15 protein-coding genes are annotated in these 24,413 nt (G+C 70.0%); 7 read left to right on the top strand and 8 right to left on the bottom strand.

The features are described from left to right. Positions 1-159 precede the first annotated feature (159 nt). Positions 160-5,241 carry a sensor histidine kinase gene (locus tag WMF44_RS06885; protein WP_437298323.1) on the top strand — a complete coding sequence of 1,694 codons (5,082 nt, stop codon included), beginning with the start codon at positions 160-162 and terminating at the stop codon, positions 5,239-5,241. A 119-nt stretch (positions 5,242-5,360) separates the two neighbouring features. Here the strand turns inward: WMF44_RS06885 and WMF44_RS06880 are convergent, their stop codons facing one another. From WMF44_RS06880 to WMF44_RS06870, 3 genes are read right to left on the bottom strand one after another with little or no spacing between them, the layout of a single operon-like run. After that, positions 5,361-7,514 (bottom strand): heavy metal translocating P-type ATPase, encoded by a 2,154-nt coding sequence (locus WMF44_RS06880; RefSeq protein WP_437298322.1) that lies wholly within the window; start codon positions 7,512-7,514, stop codon positions 5,361-5,363. 2 nt (positions 7,515-7,516) lie between these two features. Beyond that, on the bottom strand, positions 7,517-8,113 hold the full coding sequence (locus tag WMF44_RS06875) for a hypothetical protein (RefSeq protein ID WP_437298321.1): 597 nt from the start codon (positions 8,111-8,113) through the stop codon (positions 7,517-7,519). Positions 8,114-8,159: 46 nt separating this feature from the next. Further along, positions 8,160-8,420, bottom strand: a complete 261-nt coding sequence (locus WMF44_RS06870) for a hypothetical protein (protein ID WP_437298320.1) — start codon at positions 8,418-8,420, stop codon at positions 8,160-8,162. 602 nt (positions 8,421-9,022) lie between these two features. Between WMF44_RS06870 and tssC the strand changes: the two genes are divergently transcribed. The 4 genes from tssC (at position 9,023) to WMF44_RS06850 (ending at position 15,423) form a co-directional block, all read left to right on the top strand. Further along, the gene (gene tssC, locus WMF44_RS06865) at positions 9,023-10,495 is read left to right on the top strand and encodes a type VI secretion system contractile sheath large subunit (RefSeq protein ID WP_437298319.1); all 1,473 of its coding nucleotides are present in this window, start codon (positions 9,023-9,025) and stop codon (positions 10,493-10,495) included. Positions 10,496-10,577: 82 nt separating this feature from the next. Further along, complete coding sequence (locus WMF44_RS06860; protein WP_437298318.1) at positions 10,578-12,692, top strand: M13 family metallopeptidase; 2,115 nt, start codon at positions 10,578-10,580, stop codon at positions 12,690-12,692. Between the two features lie 33 nt (positions 12,693-12,725). Next, entirely contained in the window at positions 12,726-13,358 is a 633-nt protein-coding gene (locus tag WMF44_RS06855; protein WP_437298317.1) for a glutathione S-transferase family protein, read from the top strand. 547 nt (positions 13,359-13,905) lie between these two features. Beyond that, positions 13,906-15,423, top strand: coding sequence for a hypothetical protein (locus tag WMF44_RS06850; protein ID WP_437298316.1), 1,518 nt, complete (start codon positions 13,906-13,908; stop codon positions 15,421-15,423). A 23-nt stretch (positions 15,424-15,446) separates the two neighbouring features. Here WMF44_RS06850 and WMF44_RS06845 read toward each other — a convergent pair whose 3' ends face one another. Further along, positions 15,447-16,109, bottom strand: a complete 663-nt coding sequence (locus WMF44_RS06845; protein WP_437298315.1) for a hypothetical protein — start codon at positions 16,107-16,109, stop codon at positions 15,447-15,449. Here WMF44_RS06845 and WMF44_RS06840 point away from each other — a divergent pair. Then, positions 16,081-17,793, top strand: coding sequence for a family 43 glycosylhydrolase (locus tag WMF44_RS06840; protein WP_437298314.1), 1,713 nt, complete (start codon positions 16,081-16,083; stop codon positions 17,791-17,793). The two genes, WMF44_RS06845 and WMF44_RS06840, sit on opposite strands and share 29 nt — an antisense overlap. 2 nt (positions 17,794-17,795) lie before the next feature. Then, positions 17,796-19,283: a UxaA family hydrolase gene (locus tag WMF44_RS06835; protein WP_437298313.1), complete on the top strand. Its 1,488-nt coding sequence runs from the start codon at positions 17,796-17,798 to the stop codon at positions 19,281-19,283. Between the two features lie 97 nt (positions 19,284-19,380). Here the strand turns inward: WMF44_RS06835 and WMF44_RS06830 are convergent, their stop codons facing one another. The 4 genes from WMF44_RS06830 to WMF44_RS06815 form a co-directional block, all read right to left on the bottom strand. Further along, positions 19,381-20,694, bottom strand: coding sequence for an MFS transporter (locus WMF44_RS06830; RefSeq protein WP_437298312.1), 1,314 nt, complete (start codon positions 20,692-20,694; stop codon positions 19,381-19,383). Positions 20,695-20,725: 31 nt separating this feature from the next. Continuing rightward, positions 20,726-21,856 (bottom strand): mannitol dehydrogenase family protein, encoded by a 1,131-nt coding sequence (locus WMF44_RS06825; protein WP_437298311.1) that lies wholly within the window; start codon positions 21,854-21,856, stop codon positions 20,726-20,728. 53 nt (positions 21,857-21,909) lie between these two features. Beyond that, positions 21,910-22,923 (bottom strand): zinc-binding alcohol dehydrogenase family protein, encoded by a 1,014-nt coding sequence (locus WMF44_RS06820; protein WP_437298310.1) that lies wholly within the window; start codon positions 22,921-22,923, stop codon positions 21,910-21,912. A 195-nt stretch (positions 22,924-23,118) separates the two neighbouring features. After that, positions 23,119-24,102, bottom strand: a complete 984-nt coding sequence (locus WMF44_RS06815; RefSeq protein ID WP_437298309.1) for an amidohydrolase family protein — start codon at positions 24,100-24,102, stop codon at positions 23,119-23,121. Between the last annotated feature and the right edge of the window lie 311 nt (positions 24,103-24,413).

The raw sequence follows: 24,413 nt of genomic DNA, 5'->3' as shown, positions 1-24,413 counted from the left end.
TCGCCGGTCGTCGCCGGAGCTCGCGGTGGCGCCGCCGCGCGATGGCGCGAAGCGCACAACCCGACGTCTCTCCCATATCGCGAGACCCGGGACTTCCCGGCTCGCACCAGCACACATCCTGCTTTATATTCTCGCGGCAACGCGCGAGGGGGAACGCGTATGACTCGGGCGGAAGCGACTGAGGTCCACCGCTGCAGCCGATTTTTGCTCCGCAGACAGAGGCTTGCCGGGAGGATGGTCGTGCAGAAAACCGTTCGGGGGCGTCATCCAGCCCCGGGGGCGGCGGCGCTCCTGCTGCGCGAGCACGCCTTCCTGCGCCGGCTCGACGTGCCGGGGGTCGTGCGGCCGCTCGCGCTGGAGGGCCCGGAGGGCATGCCGGCGCTGCTCCTCGAGGACGCTGGCCCCGAGGACCTCGAGCGGCGGCTCGCGCGAGGGCCGCTCGCGCTGGACGCGTTCTTCGACATCGCCATCGCGCTCGCCGAGACGTGCGCGCGCGTCCACGGGAGCGGCGTCGTCCACCGCGCGATCGCCCCGGGCCGCGTGGTCCTCGGCGAGGACGGGCAGGTCACCCTCGTCCATTTCTCGGACGCGGCCGAGCTCACGAGCATGCCCCGCGCCGTGGAGCTCGAGAAGCTCGACGCGCTCCCCTTCCTGTCCCCCGAGCAGCTGGGGCGCAGCTGCTGGTTCATCGACGCGCGCTCGGATCTGTACGCGCTGGGAGCGACCTTCTACGCCATGCTCACCGGCGCGCCGCCCTTCAAGGACGCCGATCCGCTCGCGCTCGTGCACGCCCACATGGCGAGGAGCCCCGTGCCCGCGCACGCCGTGAGCCCCAGCGTCCCGGCGGTCCTCTCCGATCTCGTGCAGCGGCTCCTCGCGAAGATGCCGGACCTGCGGTACCAGAGCGCCGAGTGCCTCGCCCAGGACCTCCACGAGGCGCGGAGGCGATGGCGCGCCGCAGGCACCATCGCGCCGTTCGAGCTCGGGCGCATGGACCTCGCGCGGCGGCTCCCGCTGCCCGAGCGCCTGATCGACCGCGAGCGCGAGCTCGCCGCGCTGCGCGGCGCGCTCGCCCGCGTGTCGAACGACGGGACGGAGCTCGCGCTGGTGACCGGGGAGGCAGGCGTCGGAAAGACCGCCCTCGTCGAGGCGCTGCAGGCCGCCGTCGCCGAGCGGGGCGGGCGGTTCATCAAGGGCAAGTTCGACCTGCGCGCGGCGAACGTCCCCTATGCGTCCCTGGCAGAGGCGCTCCGCGCCCTCGCCGCCGCGCTCCGCGCCGAGCCGGAGGAGAGCCGCGCGCAGCTCAGGGAGGCCGTCAGCGAGCGGAGCCGCGCCCTCGGCGAGCTCTGCCCGGAGCTCACCGAGCTCCTCGGGGACGCGCCCGCGCCGCCGGCCGCGGATCCGATGCGCGCGGAGAACTGCTTCTTGCTCGCGATCCAGGACTTCGTGCGCGCGGTGGCCAGCCAGCGGCCGCCGCTCGCGATCTTCCTCGACGACCTCCAGTGGACGGACGCCGCGTCGCTCCGCGTCCTCCGCGCCCTCGCCGCGGATCCAGGCAGCAAGCACGTGCTCCTGCTCGGCGCGTACCGGTCGAGGGAAGTCGGCGCCGCGCACCCGCTCCACCAGACCATCGAGGAGATCCGGGGCGCGCAGGTGCCCCCGATGACGCACCTCTCGCTCGGCCCGCTCGGCGTCGAGGCGGTCGTCGCGCTGCTCGCCGAGGCGCTCCGCTGCGAGCCGGAGCGGGCGCGCCCGCTCGCAGAGCTCTTCCTCGCCAAGACGGCCGGCAACCCCTTCTTCATCCGCCAGCTCCTCCGGTCGCTCCAGGAGAAAGGCCTGCTCCTCTTCGACGCGATCCGCTCGACATGGACGTGGGATCTCGGCCGGATCGAGCGGGTCGGCGTCACCGACAACGTGGTCCAGCTGATGTCGGAGTCCGTCCGCAGGCTGCCCGAAGCGGCGCAGGAGCTCCTGCAGGTCGCCGCGTGCATCGGCAGGCGCGCGGAGCTCAGGCTCATCGCGGCGGTGCTCGGCCGATCCGTGGACGAGACGACCGCGTCGCTCGTCCAGCCGCTCCGCGAGGGGCTCGTCGTGCCCGACGGCACGTGCGAGCGCGAGGCGGGGCTCGCGATCCGGTTCGTCCACGATCGGGTGCAGCAGACGGCCTACGAGCTCGGGCCGGAGCAGCTGCGGATGCAGCTGCACCTGCAGATCGGCCGCTTCCTCGAGGCCACCTGCACCAACGGGACGGACGCCGCGCTGTTCGACGCCGCGGACCAGCTGAACCTCGGCGCCGCGCTGCTCGACGCGGAGCAGCGGGACCGCCTCGCCGAGCTCAACCACCGCGCCGGCGTGAAGGCGCGCCGCGCCGCGGCCTTCGGCCCGGCGCTCGCGTACTTCCGCAGCGGCCTCCGGCTGCTGCCGGACGGCGCGTTCCGCTCGCGCTACGAGCTCTGGTTCTCCCTCCACCGCGACGCGGCGGAGTGCGCCGCGCTGACCGATCAGCACGCGGCGGCCCGCGCGCTCGTGGAGGAGGGGCTCCGCCACGCGGCGTCGATCCCGGAGAAGGTCGACCTGGAGGCGCTCCGGATCATGAGCGCGACGATCACCGGCGATCACGATCTGGCGCTCGGCTGGGGGCGCGACGCGCTGCGCGCGCACTTCGGGCTCGAGCTGCCGGCGGCGGATCTCGACGCGGAGATCGCGGCCCAGCGGCGAGCCATCACCAGCCAGCTCGCGGGGCGCTCGCCCGAGTCGCTCGTCGATCTCCCCCGCGTGACCAGCCCGGAAGAGCGGGCCCGCATGAGGCTCCTCGCCGAGATGGTGGCCCCCGCCTGGTTCGCGGACCGGAAGCAGCTGGTGCTCCTCACCTCCCTCGGCGTCCGCTTCGCGCTGGAGCACGGCAACGCGAGCGAGTCGATCCTCTCCTACGCGGGGCACGCGATGCTCCTGGCGGCCGAGGGCGACCTCTCGAGCGCCCAGGGCTTCGGCCAGCTCGCCGCGGAGCTCGCGCGGCGGTTCGAGGATCGCGCCCAGGAGACGATCGCCCGGTACATGGTCAACGAGTTCGTCCACCCGTGGGTCGCGCCGCTCGCCTCGAGCGGGGCGCCGTTCCGAGAGATCATCGAGCTGGGCGTGTCGTCCGGCGAGCTCCGCTTCTCCTCGTACGCGCGCACGGGGCTCATGGCGCACTCGTTCGCCGCAGGGGTGGAGCTCGATCGCGTGCTGGTCGATCTGAACGACGGGTTCGCGTTCAGCCGGCAGACCGGCAACAAGTCGACGCTCTTCTACCAGCTCGCCTTCCGGCAGGTGATCCGGTGCCTCAAGGGGCTGACGAGGGGCCGGAACGTGGCCGATGACGCCGAGTTCGACGAGCGGGCCTTCCTCGAGGCGGCGCAGCGGGAGCCGCCGGCGAGGTGCGTGTATCATATAGGGCGCCTTCAGGTCTCGTACCTGCTCCGGGACCTGGCCGCGGCCATCGCCCACGCAGACGCGGCGGCCCCGTTCATTCATTTTCTCGGCGGCTACATCCCCGAGTGCCAGTACGCGCTGTTCACCGCGCTCACGCTGCTGTGGCGATGTGATGAGGCCGACGAGCAGGAGAGGGCGGCGCTGCTCGCGCGCGTGGCCGACCTGCAGCGCGCCCTGCGAAGGTGGGAGCTGGGCTGCCCGGAGAACTTCCGCCCGCGGCGCCTCCTCGTCGACGCGGAGATCGCCCGCGTCGAGCGCAGGTTCGAGCTCGCCGGCGCGCGGTACGACGAGGCGGTCGAGGCGGCGACGCGCGGGGGGTTCCTCCACATCGCCGCGCTCGGCAACGAGCTGGCTGGGCGCTTCTACAACGGGCTCGGACGGGCGCGGATCGCGGCCATGTACCTGCGCGCCGCGCACCAGGGGTTCGCCCGCTGGGGAGCCTCGGAGAAGGCCCACGCGCTCGCCGAGGAGTTCAGGCTCGGCGGGCCCGGCGACGAGCCCGAGCTCGCGGAGCGGCTCCCGGCGGTCGCCCTCGACGCGCTCAGCCTGCTCAAGGCCGCCGAGACCCTCTCGAGCGAGATCGTGCTCGATCGGCTGCTCGAGAAGCTCCTGGGCGTCTGCCTGGAGGCCGCCGGCGCGCAGCGCGGCGCGCTCGTGCTCGAGGAAGAGGGGGAGCTCTTCGTGCGGGCCCAGGGGTCCGTCGCCACCCCGGTCTCCATCGAGCGCACGCCGCTCTCCCGGTCGCGCGAGATCCCCCGGCGGGTCGTCGAGCACGCCCACATGGCGCGCGAGCTCCTCGTGCTCGACGACGCGGACAGCGCGCCGGCGCGCGACCGCGATCCTCACTTCGCCGCGGGCGGCTCGCGGTCGGTCCTGGTCCTGCCCATCCAGCGGAACGAGGCGCGGCTCGGGGTGGTTTACCTCGAGAACAACCTCACCACGTACGCCTTCACGCGCGCTCGCGTCCACGTGCTGGAGCTCCTCTCCGACCAGATCGCGATCGCCCTCGAGAACGCCCACCTCTACCGCGAGGCGCAGCACGCGGTGCGCGTCCGCGACGAGTTCCTCAGCGTCGCGTCGCACGAGCTCAGGACGCCCGTCACCTCCCTGCGCCTCGGCCTCCAGGCGCTGCTCCGCCGGGGAGACCACGCGTCCGACGAGCGCCTCGCGCGCGCCCTGCAAAGGATGGATCGGCAGGTGCAACGGCTCGTCCAGCTGATCGACGACGTGCTGGACGTGTCGCAGCTCCACACCGGCCGGCTGGAGCTGCACGTCGAGCCGGTCGATCTCGCGGAGGTCGTGGACGACGTCCTGGAACGGCTCACCGAGCGCATCGCGCACTCCGGCTCGTCCGTGAGCGTGCGCGCCGAGCCGTCCGTCGTGGGATCGTGGGACAGGAGCAGGCTGGAGCAGGTGGTCTCGAACCTGCTCGACAACGCCCTCAAGTTCGGCGCGGGCAAGCCGATCGAGGTCTCGGTCGCACGGAAGGACGGCACGGCAGAGCTCGTGGTGCAGGATCAGGGCATCGGGATCCCGGCGGGGCGGCTCCCGCACGTGTTCGACCGGTTCGAGCGCGCGGTGTCGAGCCGCCATTTCGGCGGGCTCGGGCTCGGGCTCCACGTCGTGAAGAGCATCGTCGAGGCGCTCGGCGGCGCGGTGCGCGTCGTCAGCCGGCCGGACGAGGGGGCGCGGTTCACGGTGGAGCTGCCCTGCGAGCGGCCGGCGGCGAGCCACGCGGCGTCGGCGACGCTCGGCGGCCTGCACGCCTGACGCAAGCCGACGCAAGCCGACGCAAGCCGACGCAAGCCGACGCAAGCCGACGCAAGCCGATGACTGCGGCCTGCTCTTCGGCTGCTGCGGGACCATGAGGCGGCGCGCTGACGAGCGCGCTAGGGGCCGCCGGCGCGGGCCTTCCTGCGCGGCGCCGCCATGAGCGGACGGAGTCCGTTCACGCAGGCGAGGACCGCGGAGCCGTTGTTCATGAGCGTCGCCGCGACCGGGTTGAGGAGCCCGGGGATCGACAGCGCGTACGCGACCGCGTTCACGGCGAGGATCATCGAAAAGTTCTGGTGGATGAGGCGCATCGCGGCGCGCGAGATGTCGATCGCCTCAATGAGCTTCGACAGGTCGTCCTCCACGAGGACGACGCCCGCCGTCTCCCGTGCGATCTCGGCGCCCGCGGACACGCTGATGCCGATGTCGGCGTACGACAGCGCCGGGGAGTCGTTGATGCCGTCCCCGACGACCGCGACCGTGCGGCCCTCCTGCGTCAGCCGGCGCGTGATCTCCGCCTTGTCCTCGGGCAGCATCTCCGCGAAGTACCGGGTGATGCCGAGCTCGAGCGCGACCTGCCTGGCCACCTCGCGGCTGTCGCCCGTCAGCATGACGATATCCTCGATCCCGCGCGCGCGCAGGCTGCGGATCGTCGCGCGGCTCTCGGCCCGGATGGCGTCGCGGCAGGCGAGCGTGGCGACGTGCCGGCCGTCGACGGCGAGGAAGAGGAGCGATTTCGCCGCCGCCTCGAGCGCCTTCCTCGCGCCGGGCTCGGCGCGGCAGGTGATGCCGAGCTCGTCGAGGAAGCGGGGGCTGCCGAGCTGCACGACCTTGCCGAACACCCTGGCCTGCACGCCCCGGCCGACGAGGTAGCGGGACTCTTCCCTGTCCGGGATCGTCAGGCACCACGCCTCGGCGAGGCGGAGCACGGCCTGCGATACGGGGTGGGTCTGCCGCGCGGACACCGCGGCGGCGAGGGTCGCCGCCTCGCGCTCGGACAGGGCGTCGTGGACGACGAGGTCCGTCACCTCGGGGATGCCGGACGTCAGCGTGCCCGTCTTGTCGAACACCACGGTCGACACCTTCGCGAGCTTCTCGATGTAGGCGCCGCCCTTGATGAGGATCCCACGCCGCGCCGCGGCGTTCATCGACGCGAGCACCGTCGTCGGGGCCGAGACCCGCGGGCCGGTGCCGAAGTCGATCGTCAGGATCGCCGACACGCGGCCGAGGTCCCTCGTCGCGGCGAGCACGACCGCCGAGCAGGCGAGGGCCGGCGGGACGAGCCGGTTCGCCACGAGCTCGGCGTAGTTCTGCGCGCGCGTCTCCAGCGCGGGCGCGCTCTCGATGAGCCGCGCCGTGCTCGCGGCGGTCGTGTCGCCGCCGACCCGCTCGGCGCGGATGTACAGCTTGCCGTCCTTGATGACGGTCGCCGCGAAGCAGCGGTCGCCGGGGCCCTTGAGGACGGGCATCGACTCGCCGGTCAGCGTCTGCTGATCGACGAGCCCCTCGCCGTCCGTGACCGTCCCGTCGACCGGGATGACCGAGCCGGTGTAGACGACGAGGACGTCTCCGGCGGCGAGCTCGGCCACCGGGATCTGCACCTTCGCGTCGCCGCGGACCACCCACGCGAGATCCTGCTGGTACTCGAGCAGGCCGCTGATCGCGCGCCGGGCGCGCGCCTGGGTGAGATCGCGGATGTGGTCGCCGAGCGTGACAAGCCAGATGATGCCGGCCGCGTTGATGGCGTTTCCGGTCGCCACGGCCGACGCGATCGCCAGGCTGTCGAGCAGGTCGACGTTGAGCTTGCGGTCCCGCACCACCGAGCCCCACGCCCGCTTGAGGATGGGCGCGGACGTCGCGGCGATGAACGGGTACGCGAGCAGCGGCGAGACGAAGCTGCCGAGCGAGAGCACCATGCCGACGCTCGACAGGTAGAGCGGGCGCTTCGCGAGGGCGGCCGCGCGGCGCGCCTCCCGGGCGGCGCGCGCGGCGCGGAGCGCCCCCCGCGGGGCCGGCGCGGCGGAGGCCGAGGCGGCGGCGCCCACGATGGCCTCGAGGTCGGCGTGCCGCGGGTCGTGCTCGACGACGGCGCTCGACGCGCCCTCGGCGATGCGCACGGACAGGACCCCTGGCACGGCGGTGAGCCCCGCCTCGAGCAGCGGGCCGAAGGCCGCGTCCTTCCCGAGGCGCGGGAGCCGCAGGCGGACCCTGCCCGGGATCGCGTGGACCACCGAGACCGGCTCGGTCGCGGTCGACAGGAGCGCGGCCATCGTCACCCCGCCCCGCCGCCGGTGGGCGCGCCCGCGCCCGCGCCCACGCTCGCGAAGAAGCTCTGGATACGGCCGTGGTTCAGCACCACGAAGAAGTCGACCCCGTACTTCACGAGCGTGATCCAGTGGGGCATGCCCGGGGAGCGCCGCATCAGCAGCTGGAGCATCCCGGACCCGACGAGGAGCGCCGGCACCAGGAGCTTGAGGTCGACCTGCGCCGGCGGGACGACCTGCGACGCCGCGTTCAGCCTGTCCGCGGCCTGGACGACGAGGCGCGCCGTCCGGCCCGGGCTCGGCGGCTCGGCGGGCGCCGCGCAGGGCGAGGGCGTGAGCCCATCGATCGGGCGACAGCTACAGCCCGAGAGCTCGGGGATGTGCGCGAGCTCGGAGAAGACGTCCTCCAGCGGGACATCGGGCTCGTGCTCGACCGTGAGGCTCCCCGCCCACGCGCTCGCCCGCGCGTCGACGACGCTGGGGCAGGCGCGCGCCAGCTCCGCGAGCTCCTCGGCCCTCGCCGGGTCCCTGCGCAGCGCGGGGACGGCGAGGCGCACGCGCCCTGGAACCCAGTGGATGATGACGACCCCTCGATCGCTCGGCATGGCTCACCTCCCGGCCTGCGCGGCCGGGTCACCGGAACACCTCTCGTCAGCTCCCGGGCGGCTCCATCTCCGCGCGCGACCACCCCTGCGCGCCGCCCGAGCCGGCGCGCTGCTCCTGGCGCGCCATCTCCTCCCTCACCTCGGCGACGAGGTCGGCGAGCCTCTCCCTGCCCTCGCCGAGCGAGCCCCTGATCCTGTCCACGGCGACGAAGCCTAGCTTCATGGCCCTCTTGACGGTCGGACGGGTGATCCTCGTCAAGCTGGCGAGCCCCATACCGATGATGATGCCGAGCCCGAGGCGTTCCATCCCCACTCCTCTCCTCGAAATCCACGACCCATGGCGCGCGTTGGCGCCGAACGCCGGCGACGCGCGGACGCGCGCCGGATGAGAGACAGAGAATCTGGATCCCACAGGCACAGGGCACACGGAGAGATAGAGACAGCCGATGTCCGCTGTCCCTCCGTGCTCCCACTGCCCATTTCACTCGGTCCCGAGCCGTTCGGAGCGCTGGCGCCGCGCGGCGCCGCGCGGCCACGACCAGGACGGGCGTCGCCGCGGGGCGTCGGCGCCTGATCCGGGAGCGCGAGCGGGCAGACTCGAACGAAAGCCCTTATGTCTTCGGCTTCCGTGGGAGCACCCACACGTGATTTGTAACACTGCAGTCGCGCGTTCGCCATGGGCTTTTCATGTCCGGTCGACACCTGACTCGCGTGCTGAAGGAGCGTTCCGCGCGGGCGTCCGAGGCGCGTTTCTCCTCTGGCGGCGCCGCGCCATGCCGCGCGTTTCTCCTCTGGCGGCGCCGCGCCGTGCCGCGCGCCGCCCCCGCCCGGGCGCGGCGGGGCGCGGCGCGCGGGCGCCGGCGTGTCCATCGCTTCCAGCCGGCGAGCGACCGTGGTAAATTTCCGGACATGCAAGAGGGGCAGCACGAAGAGCCGGTGATGGGGAGCAATGGCTCTCTCCTTGCGGAGCTCCTGGCGGAGACGGGGGTCGCCTCCACGAGCGGCGCCTACCACGATGTGAAGCGGGGCGTGGAGGCGGTGGTCGGCAAGGTCGCGGGCCGCCCGGAGGCCGGCGCGGCGCTGGACAGCGCCCTCATCGACCTGTGGATCGCGGAGATCGACCAGCGGCTGTCGCGGCAGATCGACGAGATCCTGCATCACCCGGTGTTCCAGCGCCTCGAGGCCGCGTGGCGAGGCCTGAAGTTCGCCATCGATCACATCGATTTCCGGGAGAACATCCGCGTCGAGATCCTCAACTGCTCGAAGGACGATCTGCTCGCGGATTTCGAGGATTCGTCCGAGGTCGTGAGGAGCGGCCTCTACAAGATCGTCTATTCGTCGGAGTTCGGCAATTTCGGCGGCAAGCCGTTCGGCGCCGTCATCTCGAACTACGAGTTCGGCCCCGTGCCCCAGGACATCGCGCTCCTCCAGAAATGCGCGGCGGTGGCGACGATGGCGCACGCGCCCTTCCTGGCCGTCGCGGGCCCGCAGTTCTTCGGGCTCAAGGACTACCGGAAGGTGCCGCACCTCGGCGACATCAAGGCGCTCTTCGAGGGGCCGCAGTACGTGAAGTACACAGCGTTCCGCGAGTCCGAGGACGCGCGCTACGTCGGCCTGCTCCTCCCCCGCTTCCTCCTGCGCCTGCCCTACGGGGCGAGCACCGCCCCCATCCGGGCGTTCTCCTACGAGGAGGACGTCGTCGGCAACCACGCGGCGTACTGCTGGGGGGCGCCCACCTACGCGATGGCGACCCGGCTCGCCGAGAGCTTCGCGCGCCACCGCTGGTGCCTGCACATCATCGGGCCGCAATCCGGCGGCACGGTCGAGGGGCTCACGCTCCACGAGTACGAGGCGCTCGGCGCCATCCAGACGAAGATCCCGACCGAGATCATGCTGACCGAGCGCCGCGAGTTCGAGCTCAGCGAGGAGGGCTTCATCGGGCTCACGTTCCGCAAGGACACGGACAACGCCTGCTTCTTCTCCGCGAACTCGGCGCAGAAGCCCAAGTACTTCGGCCAGAGCGAGGAGGCGCGCGCCGCCGAGGTCAACTACCGGCTCGGCACACAGCTGCCTTATGTCTTCCTCGTCAGCCGGCTCGCCCACTACCTCAAGATCATGCAGCGCGAGCAGATCGGCACCTGGAAGGAGCGCGGGGACCTCGAGCGCGAGCTGAACAGCTGGCTCAGCCAGTATGTCGCGGACATGGATGTCGTGTCGCCCGCCGTGCGCTCGCGCAGGCCGCTCCGCAAGGGGCGGACCTCGGTGACCGAGGTCGAGGGGAGCGCGGGCTGGTACCGGGTCCACCTCGAGGTGCGCCCGCACCTCAAGTACATGGGGGCCTATTTCACGCTGAGCCTGATGGGCAAGCTCGACAGGGAGTGAGGCCGGCCCCGCTCCGGGCGGATTCCCGCGGCGGGCGGCCATCGCGAGCCCGCGCAGCAGCCGGTCTGTGGTAGAGCGCTGTATGCGCACGCTCCGACAGCCTGCCGCTCCCCTCGCGCTCACCGTGGCCCTCTCCGCGCTTGCGGCCTGCGGCCCCGCCGCGAGCCCGCCGCCGGCGCCCCCGCCCCCCACCGTGAAGGCGCTGATGCCGCCGGCGCCGCAGGGCCTCCCTGTCGTCGAGACGAAGCTCGAGAGCGTCGGGCTCGACGAGGCCGCGCTCGACCGATCGGCGAACCCCTGCGAGGACTTCTATCAGTTCGCGTGCGGCGGATGGCTGGCGAAGACCGAGATCCCGGGGGACGAGTCCGTCTGGATGCGGAGCTTCCACGAGATCGAGAAGCGCAACGAGGCGGAGCTCCGGCGCATCCTCGAGGACGCCGCGAGCGCCGGCGACCGGGATCCGGTGACCAAGAAGATCGGCGCCTACTACGGCGCGTGCATGGACGAGCCCGCGGTCGAGGCCGCCGGCGCGAAGCCCATCGCGGACCTCCTCGCGAAGGCGCGGCGGGTGCGCGACCCGAAGGGCCTCGGGGCGCTCGTCACCGAGCTCCACCGCCGCCGCATCTGGGCGCTGTTCGACATCGAATCCGCGCAGGACATGAAGGACGCGACCCGCGTCATCGCGCAGCTCGACCAGAGCGGTCTCGGCCTGCCGGACCGCGACTACTACCTCAACGAGGACGACAAATCGAAGGCGCTCCGCAGGACCTACGAGGAGCACGTCGCGCGGATGATGCGGCTCGCCGGGGCGCAGGAGGCGGCGGCGAAGGCGGCGGCGCTCGATGTTTTGCAGATCGAGACCGAGCTCGCGAAGATCTCGAAGACGCGGGTCGAGCGCCGCGACCCGGCGGGCCTCTACAACAAGCTCGACCGGGCGGCGCTCGCGAAGGCCGCGCCGGCGTTCTCGTGGGACGCGTATTTCCAGGGGCTCGGCCTCCAGGACGTCAAGGAGGTCAACGTGACCTCCGTCCGGTTCTTCGAGGGGCTCTCACGGCTGCTCACGTCGGTGAAGCCCGCCGCGTGGCAGAGCTACCTCTCGTGGCACGTGGTGCGGTCCATGACGCCCGCGCTGCCCAAGGCGTTCGTCGACGAGAGCTTCACGCTGCAGGCCGCGCTCACCGGGCAGAAGGAGGTGCGGCCGCGCTGGAAGCGCTGCGTGGACGCGACCGATGACGCGCTCGGCGAGCTGCTCGCGCAGCCGTTCGTCAAGACGAGCTTCCCCGGCGCGAGCAAGCCCGCGGCCGAGGCGATGGTGCACCAGATCAGCGACGCGTTCGCGCGCGACGTCCGGGCGCTCGACTGGATGGATGAGGGCACGCGGCAGCGCGCGCTCGCCAAGCTCGCCGCGATGGCGTACCTCATCGGATATCCCGACAAGTGGAGGACCTACGATTTCGAGGTCGATCCGAGATCGTACGCGAAGAACGCGCTCGCCGCGCGCGCCTTCCACACGCAGTGGGACCTCGGGAAGATCGACAAGCCGCTCGATCGCGACGAGTGGCAGATGAGCCCGCCCACCGTGAACGCCTATTACGACCCGCAGCGCAACCACATGGTCTTCCCGGCCGGCATCCTGCAGCCGCCGTTCTACAGCGTGAGCTCGGCCGCGGCGGTGAACCTCGGCGGCATCGGCATGGTGGTCGGGCACGAGCTCACGCACGGGTTCGACGACGCGGGCTCGCAGTTCGACCAGAAGGGCAACCTGGAGGACTGGTGGTCGAAGGAGGTCGGGGCGGCGTTCAAGGAGAAGACCGGCTGCATCGAGGCGCAGTACTCGGCCTTCGAGGCGCTGCCGGGGCTGAAGCTGAACGGCAAGCTGACGCTGGGCGAGAACATCGCGGATCTCGGGGGCGTCAAGCTCGCGTTCATGGCGTACCGCGCGATGCGCAAGGGCGCGGCGGAGCAGACGGTCGCGGGCGGCTTCACGGAAGATCAGCAGTTCTTCCTCGCGCACGGGCAGTCCTGGTGCGGCAAGCTGCGCGACGAGGCGCTCCGGCTGATGGTCCAGGTGAACCCGCACTCCCCGCCGCGGTTCCGCGTCAACGGCCCGCTCGTGAACCTCCCGGAGTTCGGCGAGGCCTTCAAGTGCGCGCCGGGCACGCCGATGCGGCCGACCAAGACGTGCGCTGTCTGGTAGCCGCGCGCGGCAGGCTCGGTTAAACGAGCCTCCATGATCCTGATTGGTCAGTACGACTCTCCCTTCGTGCGCCGCGTCGCCGTGGCGCTCCAGCATTATGGGCTCGCGTACGAGCACCGCCCGTGGTCGGTGTGGGCCGACGCGGAGTCCATCGCGAAGTACAACCCGCTCCGGCGGGTCCCCGTGCTCGTGACGGACGGCGGGGAGCCGCTCGTCGAGAGCGCGGCGATCCTCGACGCCCTCGACGACCTCGTGGGGCCCGATCGCGCGCTCCTGCCGCGCTCGGGCGAGGCGCGCCGCGCCGGCTTGCGGATCTCCGCGCTCGCCACGGGGCTCGCGGACAAGGCGGTGAGCCTGCTCTACGAGCACGTGCTGCGCACGGGCGAGCGCCGGAGCCCTGTCTGGGTGGAGCGCTGCACCGCGCAGATCGGCGAGACGCTCGACCTGCTGGAGCGGGAGCGCGCCGCCCGGCGCGGCGACACCTGGTGGCTGGGCGCCTTCAGCCACGCCGACATCGCGGTCGCCTGCGCGCTGCGCTTCGCCTCCGAGGCGCACCCGGCCCTCACCGACGCCGCGAGGCGGCCGGCGCTGGCCGCGCACGCGGCGCGCTGCGAGGCGCTCCCGGTGTTCGCGGCGGTGGTGCAGCCCCTCCACGTGGCCGTGTAACCCCGCGCGCCAGGAATCCCGCCGGAAACACCGGTCGATGAACGAGACCGGGACGCGGCAAGCCGCGTACTGGCCATCGCCTTCGCCGTCGGACTCGGGCACGAATGGCCATCGCATCTACTATCGACACCCTCAGCAACAACCTGCTGTACGACGTGAGCTCGTCGCCGGGCCATTTCGGTTGACGCCGCTGATGTGAGCGCTCACAATCGCTCGCGAACCACCCCTTCGCTTTGTTCAGGACAGGCCGTCGAGCGCGCAGGGCGCTCGTCCTCGGGATCGACCCCCGCACGGCTCCGCTCGCTCGGTCATCGCGGAGAAAGGCGCGTGATTCACTGCGCCGCGCAACAGGGGTGGGCTCTCCGCGGTCCGACATCGTCGCACGAAAGCCCGTGGCGGCCAGCCGAACCAGCTGTGGACCAGGACGTGAGCCCGAGCTCCGGACATCGGACCGGGCGGGCACCGGCGTCCATCGGCGCAGCAACTACGCGGGGAACCGAGGAGCGAGATGGCACGTTCGGGAAGCAGATCGAGAGCACGATTCCTGGTGGCGCTCTTGTGGACCTCCGGGTGCAGCGACCCGGCGACGACGACCGGCGGAGACGCAGGACCCGATGCCGAGCCCCCCGCGTGCTCCGAGGGCACCTGGGATCACGATGGCGATGGCGCGACGAGCTGCGTCGCATGGACAGCCTGCACCGCAGGCACCTTCGCGAGCGCCGAGGGCTCGCCTACGTCGGACCGGCGGTGCACGGCGTGCCCGGAGGACACCTTCAGCGACACGATGAACGCGCCGAGCTGCAGGACGCACGCGCCCTGCGCGCCCGGGACGAGGCAGACCGCGCCGGGGACGAGCGCCACGCCAGCGCAGTGTGACGGCTGCTCGCCGGGCACGTACTGCGCTGGCGGGACCGCGGCGCCCGTCGATTGCGCGGACGGCACCTGGGACGACGACGCCGATCCCGCAACGACATGCGTCGCGTGGACCGATTGCATGCCGGGGGAGCTCGTCGGCACGGAGGGGAGCAGCACCACGGACCGCAGCTGTGTCAAGTGTACGAACGGCGAGCACACGGCCACGATGAACGCAACCAGCTGCTCCCCGGGTGCCTGGGTGCTGAGCTACTTCGGGCCGAATCAGGACGTGGCGAGCGATTCGCTGCACCTCGCCTACAGCACCGACGGGCTCCGCTGGTCGCCCCTCGCCGATGGACGGCCTGCGTACCAGCTCACCGGGATGGGCACGAACCACATCCGCGATCCGTTCCTGTTCCGCAAGAACGATGGAACGTACATCTATATCGCCACGGACTGGACGCTCTCGGAGAACGACGCGAACTACTGGAACCATCCGAGCTCCAAGATCTTCGTCGCGGACTCGACCGATCTCATCACCTTCACGAATCCCCGGCTGATCACGCTCACGAACCTTCCCGGCCCCGGGGCCACCCCGATGCACGCGTGGGCCCCGGAGGCTTACTACGACCCCGATCGCAAGCTCTATGCGATCATCTGGTCCGGGAACGACACAACGGGCGCGAACCGCATCTACGTCAGCTACACCGAGGACTTCGTCACCATCGTCAACCCGACGCCCGACGTGCTCTTCGATCCGGGCTACAGCGTCATCGACGCGACGATCACGCAATGGAACGGCCGCAACTACCTCTTCTTCAAGGACGAGACGGACAGCAGCGGGAGCGCGCTCACCGGATCGGGCAAGGACATCCAGATCGCGCGCTCCTCGACGCTCGCGCTCGATCCGGGGACGTTCACGCGATGGAGTCCGGGCTACATCACGCGCGGGTCGACCCAGAGCAGCAGACGGGCGACGGAGGGGCCGTTTGTCATCAAGGATCCGCGGCAGAGTCGATGGTACCTGTTCGCCGACTACTACCTGAACGGCGGTGTGTTCGGGTGCTGGAGCACGACCGATCTCGACGCGGATCCGGGCTCCTGGACGGAGCTCCCGAGCGCGCAGTACCGCTTCCCGTCCGGCGTGCGCCACGCGAACGCGGTCCGGGTCACGCAGGCGGAGCTCGACGCGATCATCGCCCACTACTGACCATCCTACCCGATCCGCGGCACCTACAGCGAGGAGTCTCCCTTTATCATGTGCGCACCGAGATCTCCCCACCCAGAGTGCACATCCACCTCTGCGCCATGCGTTACGCTCACGGCGGCAGCTTGCGCCTTCTCCGCGCTGCTCGTGGTGGTCGGGTGCTCGGATCGGCCCTCGACAGATGCGCCGGACGCGTCGACCGGATCACCGAGCAACTCGTTGCGCATCACGACGGCGAGCACAGCGCTCAGCACCTCGGAGTCCGGCGGGCGGGTGACCGTGAGCGTGGCGCTCGACGCCGCGCCGAGCGGGCCTGTCACGGTACCGGTCTCGAGCTCGGATGCGACCGAAGGCTCCGTCTCACCGGCGACCGTCTCCTTCACGGCGGAGGACTGGAGCGTCCCTCGAGAGATCACGGTCGCGGGCGTGGACGACGCGGAGAGCGACGGGGATCGGATCTTCCGCGTCCGCTTCGGGCCCTCGGTCTCTAGAGACCCAGCGTGCGACGGCCTCATCGCGGAGTCCGCTGACATCACGAACACGGACGACGACGGTCCAGGGACGGCGGCGATCGTCGTCAGCGACCCGTCGGGGACCCTCGCCGAGCGCGGCGCGCCCGTGACGTTCACCGTGCTCCTCGCGTCGCCGCCGAGCGCGCCGGTGACGATCGCTCTCAGCGTCAGCGACACGACCGAGGCGACGCTGAGCCACGCGGACCTGACGTTCACGGAGGCGAACTGGAGCACGGCGCAGACCGTGACCCTGAGCAGCGTCGATGACTGGCAGGCCGACGGAGCTCAGCCCGTACGCGTCGTCTTCGACTCACCGGCCAGCGAGGACCCGGAGGTTGCGGCCCTCGCCGCCCCCGCTGCTCTCGAGCTCTCCAATCTCGACGACGACGTCGGAGGGGGTTACCAGATCCGCACGACGCACAGGGAGGACGCCCCGCTCTACGTCGCGCACTCCTATTATCACGCGATGATCACCGACCTCGACGACAGGGCAAACAACCAGCTTCCTGCCGATTTCCAGTGGAGAGTGGTGCCCGGCCTGGCGAACCCGGATGATCCGACGCTGGTGTCGTTCGAGCCTGTGGGTTTCGGCGGTCGCTACCTGCACGTCGACGGGATGAACTCGACCCGGTACCCGCTGCAGAGTGAGACGTCCAACCGGGCGAGCGGGCTCTGGCAGACCCCGCCCGAAGAGAGGAGCCACCTTCTGTGGATCGACGTGTTCACGGAGTCCACCGCGTTCCGGAGCGACGCCACGTTCCGGATCGTGCCCGCGCTGAACGGGGATCCGACGATGGTCTCGCTGCAGTGGCACTCGGATGCGACACGTTATCTCCGGCGCCTGAACTACCAGATCTATGCGCACGTGCTCGACGGCACGGCGGTCGAGAACGCGGAGGCGTCGTTCGCGCTCGAACCGCTCGGCTATTTGATCTCGCAGCGCGCCGATCCCCACATCACGCGGCATACGGACGGTTACTACTACTTCACCGCGAGCGTGCCGGCGTACGATAGCATCGAGATCAGGCGCGCGACCACGATACGAGGCCTGGCCAGCGCGACCCCGAAGGTCGTCTGGACGAAGCACGCGACCGGCCCGATGGCGGCGCACATCTGGGCGCCAGAGCTCCATTTCATCGACGGCAAGTGGTACATCTACTTCGCCGCCGGAAGCTCGACCGACATCTGGGCCATTCGCATGTACGCGCTCGAGAGCTCATCGGCCAACCCGATGGATGGCACATGGATCGAGCAAGGGAAGATCGTGACGGACTCGGACACCTTCGCGCTCGACGCGACGACGTTCGAGCACGACGGCAAGCGCTATCTCGTGTGGGCGCAGGAGGACCCAAGCGTCGCGGGCGACAACAGCAGCTTGTTCATCGCGGCCATGGTGAACCCGTGGACCCTGGCCAGGCCCAGCGTGCGGATCGCCAAGCCCGAGCACGCCTGGGAGACGGCGGGGTTCGCGGTCAACGAAGGTGCTGCCGTGCTCCAGCGGAATGGGCGGGTCTTCATCAGCTACTCAGCGAGCGCGACGGACGACCGCTACTGCCTCGGCCTGCTCACGGCGAGCGCGACGGGCGACCTGCTGAGCCAGAGCTCGTGGACGAAGAACGCCAATCCAGTGTTCGTCAGCGCGAACGGGCTGTATGGCCCGGGCCACAACTCGTTCACGACCTCGGCGGATGGATCGATCGACGTGCTCGTGTACCACGCGCGGAACTACGAGAAGATCACGGGGGACCCGCTCTACGACCCGAACCGTCACACGCGCGTCCAGCGGCTCGAATGGAATGCAGACGGAACGCCGAACTTCGGCGTACCGCTCCTGAACGGCGCGAATACGATTGGTGACTGACGATGAGCTTGGCAGCCTCCCTGTTGCAGATCGATCCCCGAGATGATGTGGCCGTCGCCGTGCGCGGCCTGGCCGCCGGCGATTCGGTGGCCGACGCGATCACCGCCCGCGTCGACATCCCGGCCGGACACAAGGTGGCGCTGCGCGCGATGGCCGCTGGCGAGCTGGTGCGGAAGTACGGCTGGCCAATCGGGCGGGCGACGGTGGCTATTCAGCCGGGCGACCACGTGCACACGCACAACCTGGCCACCGCGCTCTCCGGCCTCGACACCTACGCTTACGAGCCCACGAACCCTGAGCCCCTCCCCGCCACCGAAGACCGCACCTTCATGGGCTACCGGCGGAAGAGCGGGCGGGTGGGCACTCGCAACGAGATCTGGATCCTATCGACCGTGGGCTGCGTCTCGCGCACCGCCCAGAAGGTGGCCGCCGAGGCGGACAAGCGCTTCAAGGGCCGGGTGGATGGGGCCTATGCCCTTACCCACCCCTTCGGCTGCTCGCAGCTGGGGGGCGACCTCGAGGCCACCCGCCGGATGACGGTGGCCCTGGCCGGCCACCCGAACGCGGGCGGAGTGCTGATCATCGGCCTGGGCTGCGAGAACAACCAGCTCGCTCTGCTCCTCGAGAGCGCCGCGCACCTCGATCCGGATCGCCTGCGGTCCTTCACCGCCCAGACGGCCGAGGACGAGATCGAGGCGGGCCTCGAGGCCGTCGAGGAGCTCGTGAGGATCGTCGAGCAGGACCGCCGCGAGCCCTGCCCCGTCTCCGACCTGGTGATCGGCCTCAAGTGCGGCGGCTCGGACGGCTTCTCGGGGCTGACCGCCAACCCGCTGGTGGGCCGCATCGCTGACAAGGTCTGCGCCGCCGGTGGCTCGGCCATCCTGACCGAGATCCCGGAGATCTTCGGCGCCGAGCGCCTGCTCATGACCCGCGCCGAGAGCGAGGCGGTCTATGAGGGAATCGTCGGCGTGGTGAACGACTTCAAGAGCTACTTCATCGCCCACGGCGAGCCGGTGTCGGAGAACCCCTCGCCCGGCAACATCGCCGGAGGCATCACGACGCTGGAGGAAAAGTCCCTGGGCGCGGTGCAGAAGGCCGGCCGCGCCCCGGTGACCGAGGTGGTCCACTACGGCGGGCAGATCCGCGGCAAGCCGGGCGTGGCGCTGCTGGAGGCCCCTGGCAACGACGCGGTCTCGTCCACTGCGCTCACCGCCGCCGGCGCGACGGTCATCCTCTTCACCACCGGCCGGGGCACGCCCCTCGGTTTCCCCGCGCCGACGCTCAAGCTCGCCACCAACTCCAGCCTGGCCCAGCGCAAGCAGCGCTGGATCGACTTCGACGCCGGCCGCATCGCTGCGGGCGAATCCATGGATACGGCCGCCGACGCCCTGATGGACCTGGTGCTGGCCACCGCCTCGGGCCGTCCGACCCGCGCCGAGGAGAACGGCGAGCGCGAGATCGCGCTCTGGAAGCGGGGCGTCACCCTTTGAGCCCACGACGCCTGTCGGAGGCCAGGCTCGGCCTCGTTCCGCCGCACGTCGAACGGCCCGCCTAGCCGCCTCCGGCGATCGAGCCGGATGGACGGCCTCATCCCGCGCTGGTAGGCGAACTATCTCGGTCGATCTCCAGGCTGGGGTACCTCGCTGCGCTCGGTACCGACCTGACCTGGAGCGGCTCGATCTTGCCGACGATGACGAGGTAGCTGAACGCGCCGAGCAGGCAGAAGCCGCCCGCCACGACGAGCGGGATCGTGAACGATCCTTTGGTCAGCGAGAGCATCACGCCGGTGAACGTCGTGATGACGATGCCGGCCAGATTCGACGCAAAGTTCTGGATGCCGCTGATCGAAGCCACATGGCGCGGCGTGGGCGCGACGTCGCCGGGGAGGGACCAGATGCTGGCGCCGGCGAACGCGAGACTCGCGTAGGAGATGCCGAAGAAGCCGAGCATCAGATAAATGTTGGAGGTCAACGCCGACAACGTGATCGCCGACGACACCAGCATGCCGCCCACCATGCAGGTCTTGCGTGCGGCGGTGAGGCTCCAGCCACGGCGATAGAGCGCGTCGGAGACGAGACCGCCGATCCAGCCGCCCGGGATCGCCATCAGCGCGGGGATCATGCCGAGCGTGCCGAGCGACTTGAGCGAGAAGCCGCGCGTCTGCACGAGGTAGCTCGGGAACCACGTGATGAAGAAGTAGTTGGTGAAGTTGAGGCAGAAGAAGCCGAGCATCATGCCCCAGAGCGTGCGATGGCGGAAGAGCGACGCCCACGTCACGCTGTTCTGCGCGTCCTCTGCGGGCGCTGCGTGGACGACGTCCTTCTCGCCCGTCATGTCGCCATGCGCGGGGCTCCTGTAGATGACGACCCAGCCGAGGATCCACACCGCGCCGAACAGGCCCGTGATGATGAAGGCCGCCTTCCATCCGAGCGTGTCGATGATGAGCGCGACGAGGGGAATCGACAGCGCCGAGCCGACGCGCGCGCCGCTGTCGAAGATGCCCGTCGCGAGCGCGCGCTCGCGCGGCTTGAACCACTGGCTCACGAGCTTGGCGCAGGCCGGGTAGGCGCCGGCTTCGCCGACGCCGAGCAGCAACCGGCAGCCGAACATGGCCGCGACGCTCGACACGCCGGCGGTCGCAGCGGTGAAGAGCGACCACCAGCCGACGGCGATCGGCAGCGCGATGCGCGCACCCACGCGGTCGACGAACCAGCCGAACGGCATCTGCATGAGCGCGTAGGTCCAGAAAAAGCCGCTCATGATGAACCCCATCTGGGCGGGGCCGATCCCGAGCTCCTTCTCGATCTGGGGCGCCGCGACCGCCAGATTGGCGCGATCGATGTAGTTGATGGCGACGGCGAGAAAGCACAGGAAGAGCACGACCCAACGCATCTTTCTCATCTGCATCTCTCCTTTGGGCAGCCTCACATGCTCACGCGGTCACGGCCGTGCGGAGCGCCGCGCGCAGCTGGGGCTGTTCGAGGTTCAGGCCGAGCTCGCGCGCGAGCTCGATCACCGGCCCGAAGCGGCGTCGCTTCTTTTCGCCATGGTTGCGCGCGATATCGGAGAGCCGGTGATCGAGGAATGGGTTCTGGAAGCGCTGGCGCACCTCGTCGAGGTAGGCGCGCGCGGCAGCGCCCTTGCCGAGCGCATCGAAGACGGGCACCACCTCGTCGCGCCAGAGCGCCTCCAGATCGGCGCGCAAGACTGGATCCCGCATCGCGTGTAGCGTGTTCTCGTCCGCGGGGCGCCCGCCCTGCTGCCAGCGCTCGGCGAGGTAGGTGTGCCCGAGGTTAAGCAACAGCAGCTTCAAGCGTTCGTAATGGAGCAGGTCGTCCGTCACGATCATCGCTTCATGCTGGCACGGCAGCACCATTCCCTCGCGCCGCTCGATCGCCCAGAGCGCGTAGGGCTCGGCGATCGCGCCGACGGGGCGGATCGGCTCGGAGACGATCCGGTCGACGAGCGAATTCACCCAGATGCACGTGTGCTCGATGTAGCGCAGGAAGGCGGCATCGGCGCCCCACTGGCGCGCGACGCCGGCGACGAGCGCACGCAGCGTGTCACCGTTGTTCGAGACGAGCTCGCAAGGCAGCAGCGTGAGCGGCGCGGCGCCCGCGTCGAAGCGCGCGCGCAGCAGGACGACGAGCTTCGCGGCGAACCCGCGCGGCACGCCCGCGCCGGGCGCGAGCAATGTCGCCGTGTCCTCGGGCAAGCAGGCGTATCCGCTGTCGCTCGTGTTCGAGATCACGACGCGCGCGTCCTTCGCGAAGCGCTCGCGCACGAGCGGCCAATCGGTGTTCGCGTCGAGCGCTTCCGTGATCGAGCTGCATTCGATCATCGTATCGACGACCTCTTCGCGGCGCAGCCCGCGGATCCGCACGGGGTAACGCGCCTGCGCGCGCAGCGCGTCGATGCGCGCGCGGCTCTCGGGGTTCGACGTGGTCTGCACCACGGTGATCGTCCCGAGCGCGCGGCCGGCGAGGAGCGCCTCCGAGATGAAAAAGTCCGCATGAGCCTGCAGGAACCGGCTCGTGCCGAACTGAAGAATCGGATTGCCCATGTCAGTGCTCCGGCGGCTCAGCGGGCGCGTACCCACGCGAGGCTCGTGTGCGCTCACGACATGCCCACCATGATCTTGGACGTTCGACCGGGGTGGGCAGCCCAGTCAGCGAGCGCCTCGGGCACGCCTTCGATGGGGATCGATTTCGAGATCAGGATGTTCGGGTCGAACGTGCGTCGCTCGAAGAAGGCGATCACGTCCGAGAACTCGTTCAGGCAGTTGCGCGAGCCGAGGATGTCGAGCTCCTTCATCACGAACAGCCTGGTCTCGTAGCTCACCGGCTCTTTGCCGTACCCGATGTACACGACCCGTCCGCAGAATTTCACCCAGTCCACCGCGTCGCGGTACGTCGCGGTCGCGCCCACGGCTTCGATCACGACATCCGGCCCGTCGCCGTTCGTCAGGTCCATCACGCGCTGGCGTGCATCGGCGTTCCCGAGCACCGCCTCCCGCGCGCCGAGCGCCCTGGCGAGCGCGAACTTTTCGTCCTGCGTGTCGAGCGCGATCACGCGCGCGCCGCGGCTCACCGCGCCGGCGATGGCCCCGAGCCCCACGCCGCCGCAACCCATCACCAGCACGGTCTCCTCGGCCTCGGCGCGCCCTCGCGCCGCCGCGTGAAAGCCTACCGAGAACGGCTCGACGAGCGCGAGCTCCGTGAGGCTCAACTTCCGTGACGTGAAGAGCTTCTGGTACGGCACGGCCACGAGCTCGGTCAGCGCGCCGTCGCGCTGTACACCCATGGTCTTGTTGTCGCGGCAGGCGTTGCGCCGTCCCGCGCGGCACGAGGGACACCCGCCGCACGCCGTGTACGGCGTGAACGTGACGTCGGCACCGACGCGCCAGTCCGCCTCGACGCCCGAGCCGAGCTCCACGATCGTGCCGGCCACCTCGTGCCCCAGCACCCGAGGGTACGTCACCATCGGGTTCTTGCCCAAGAACGTGTTCAAGTCGGAGCCGCACAGACCGACCCGTTGCACGCGGATCAACACCTCATCGTGCGCCGGTTTGGGCTCGCGGATCTGGCTCACCTGTGCAACCGACGGACCCGTGATCGTCAGGGCTTTCATGCTGTCATTGCCTCGCTGAGCGACTTCGTTCACTCGCGGCTTTCACGGCGCGCTCCGCAGCCGGGGCCGCTTCGTTCTGCCAGAGAACAGAGCGCCATGTCGAATGGCCGAAGCCGAAGCGACGTGGCGTTGCTTCACGATCCATGAGCGGTGCGGCGGGCGCCGCCTTCGTCGCGGCGCCCGGGACGCCGCTGTTCAGGGGTGACGCGCGTAGAACTTCTGCGCATTCTTGTACATGACCTTGTCACGTGCTTCCTGACCAAACTCCTTGAGATAGAGCTCGGCGATCTCGATCTCCGAAGCGAGGCTGCCGCCCATGTCGACGACGGGCCAGTTGCTGCCCCAGATCAGCCGGTCTTCGCCGAAGGCCTTCATCAGCACATCGAAGTGCGCCTTGTACGCCGCGAGGTCGGTCGGCGCCTTCCAGGGATCGTCCTCGGTGGCGGCCGGGTTGTACATGTCGAAGAACGACGAGAATTTGATGTAGATGTTCGGGTGCCTGGCCAGCCGCTGCATCGCATCGACCCAGGCCGGATCCGGCGTCGGCCCTTTCGCGCCCGCCAGGTGGTCGATGATGATACGGAGCCTGGGCACCGCGGTTGCGAGCGCCTCGACCTTGTCCTTCGGGTTCAGGGTGCCGCGGCTGATGATGTCGAGGGTCATGCCCTTGGCCGCGAGCTCCTCCAGCGAGGCGAGTTGCTTTGCGTCCAGCGTCAGCTTCGGGCTCCAGAGGAAGCCGCGAATGCCGACCACGCGCGGGTCCGCGGCGAGGCGCGCCAGATCGGCGCTGAAGCTCGGCGATCCGATCTCGAGCTGCGCGACGAGGAACTTGAAGAAATCGTTGCCCTTCGTCGTCTCGAGGGCCTTGAAGTTGTCGTCGACCACGGGGCTGGCTTCGACGACGCCGGTGCCGATGATGCCATTCTGCTTCGCGATGGCTTCATACTCGGGCGGCAACACGTCGCGGTAGATCGGCTTCTGCTTGGCTTCCGGCCAAACGACGCCGCCCGGACGCGTGACCTGGTAGAGATGGATGTGCGTGTCGAGGATCGGACCCCGCTGCTCCGCCGGCGCCGCCAGCGGGGCCGCCGCTTTGCTCGTGTCGCCCGCCGTCTCGGGTGACGTCGCGGTGGTCGCGGAAGACGACGCACACGCGGCGAGCGGCGAGAGCGTCATCATCAGGCACAACTTGGCGAAAGTCGTGGGAATACTCGTGAGTATTTTCATGGTGGAGTCTTTTTGGAGTCGGTGCCGAACGCGATCCCGATAGCGAAGGTGTCGCTGCGCACGACGACCCCCTCATGGCAAAGCAGAATAAGGAGGCTCCAATGTGAACGTTCACATAAGCGATGTCAACACCATTTCTCCATGAGGCCAAGCTCGGACTCGGGTGGCGGGCAAGTCTCCTCCGGAGCGCCGCGGTGAGAGAGGCAGGCACCGGACCGCTTCCATGTTCGATATAGATTCCAATTTCCAATCCGCTTGCCTCC

The organism is Sorangium sp. So ce426 (genome assembly GCF_051475585.1).
GTDB classification, from domain to species: domain Bacteria; phylum Myxococcota_A; class Polyangia; order Polyangiales; family Polyangiaceae; genus Sorangium; species Sorangium cellulosum_B.
This window is presented reverse-complemented; position numbering and strand designations above follow the sequence as displayed.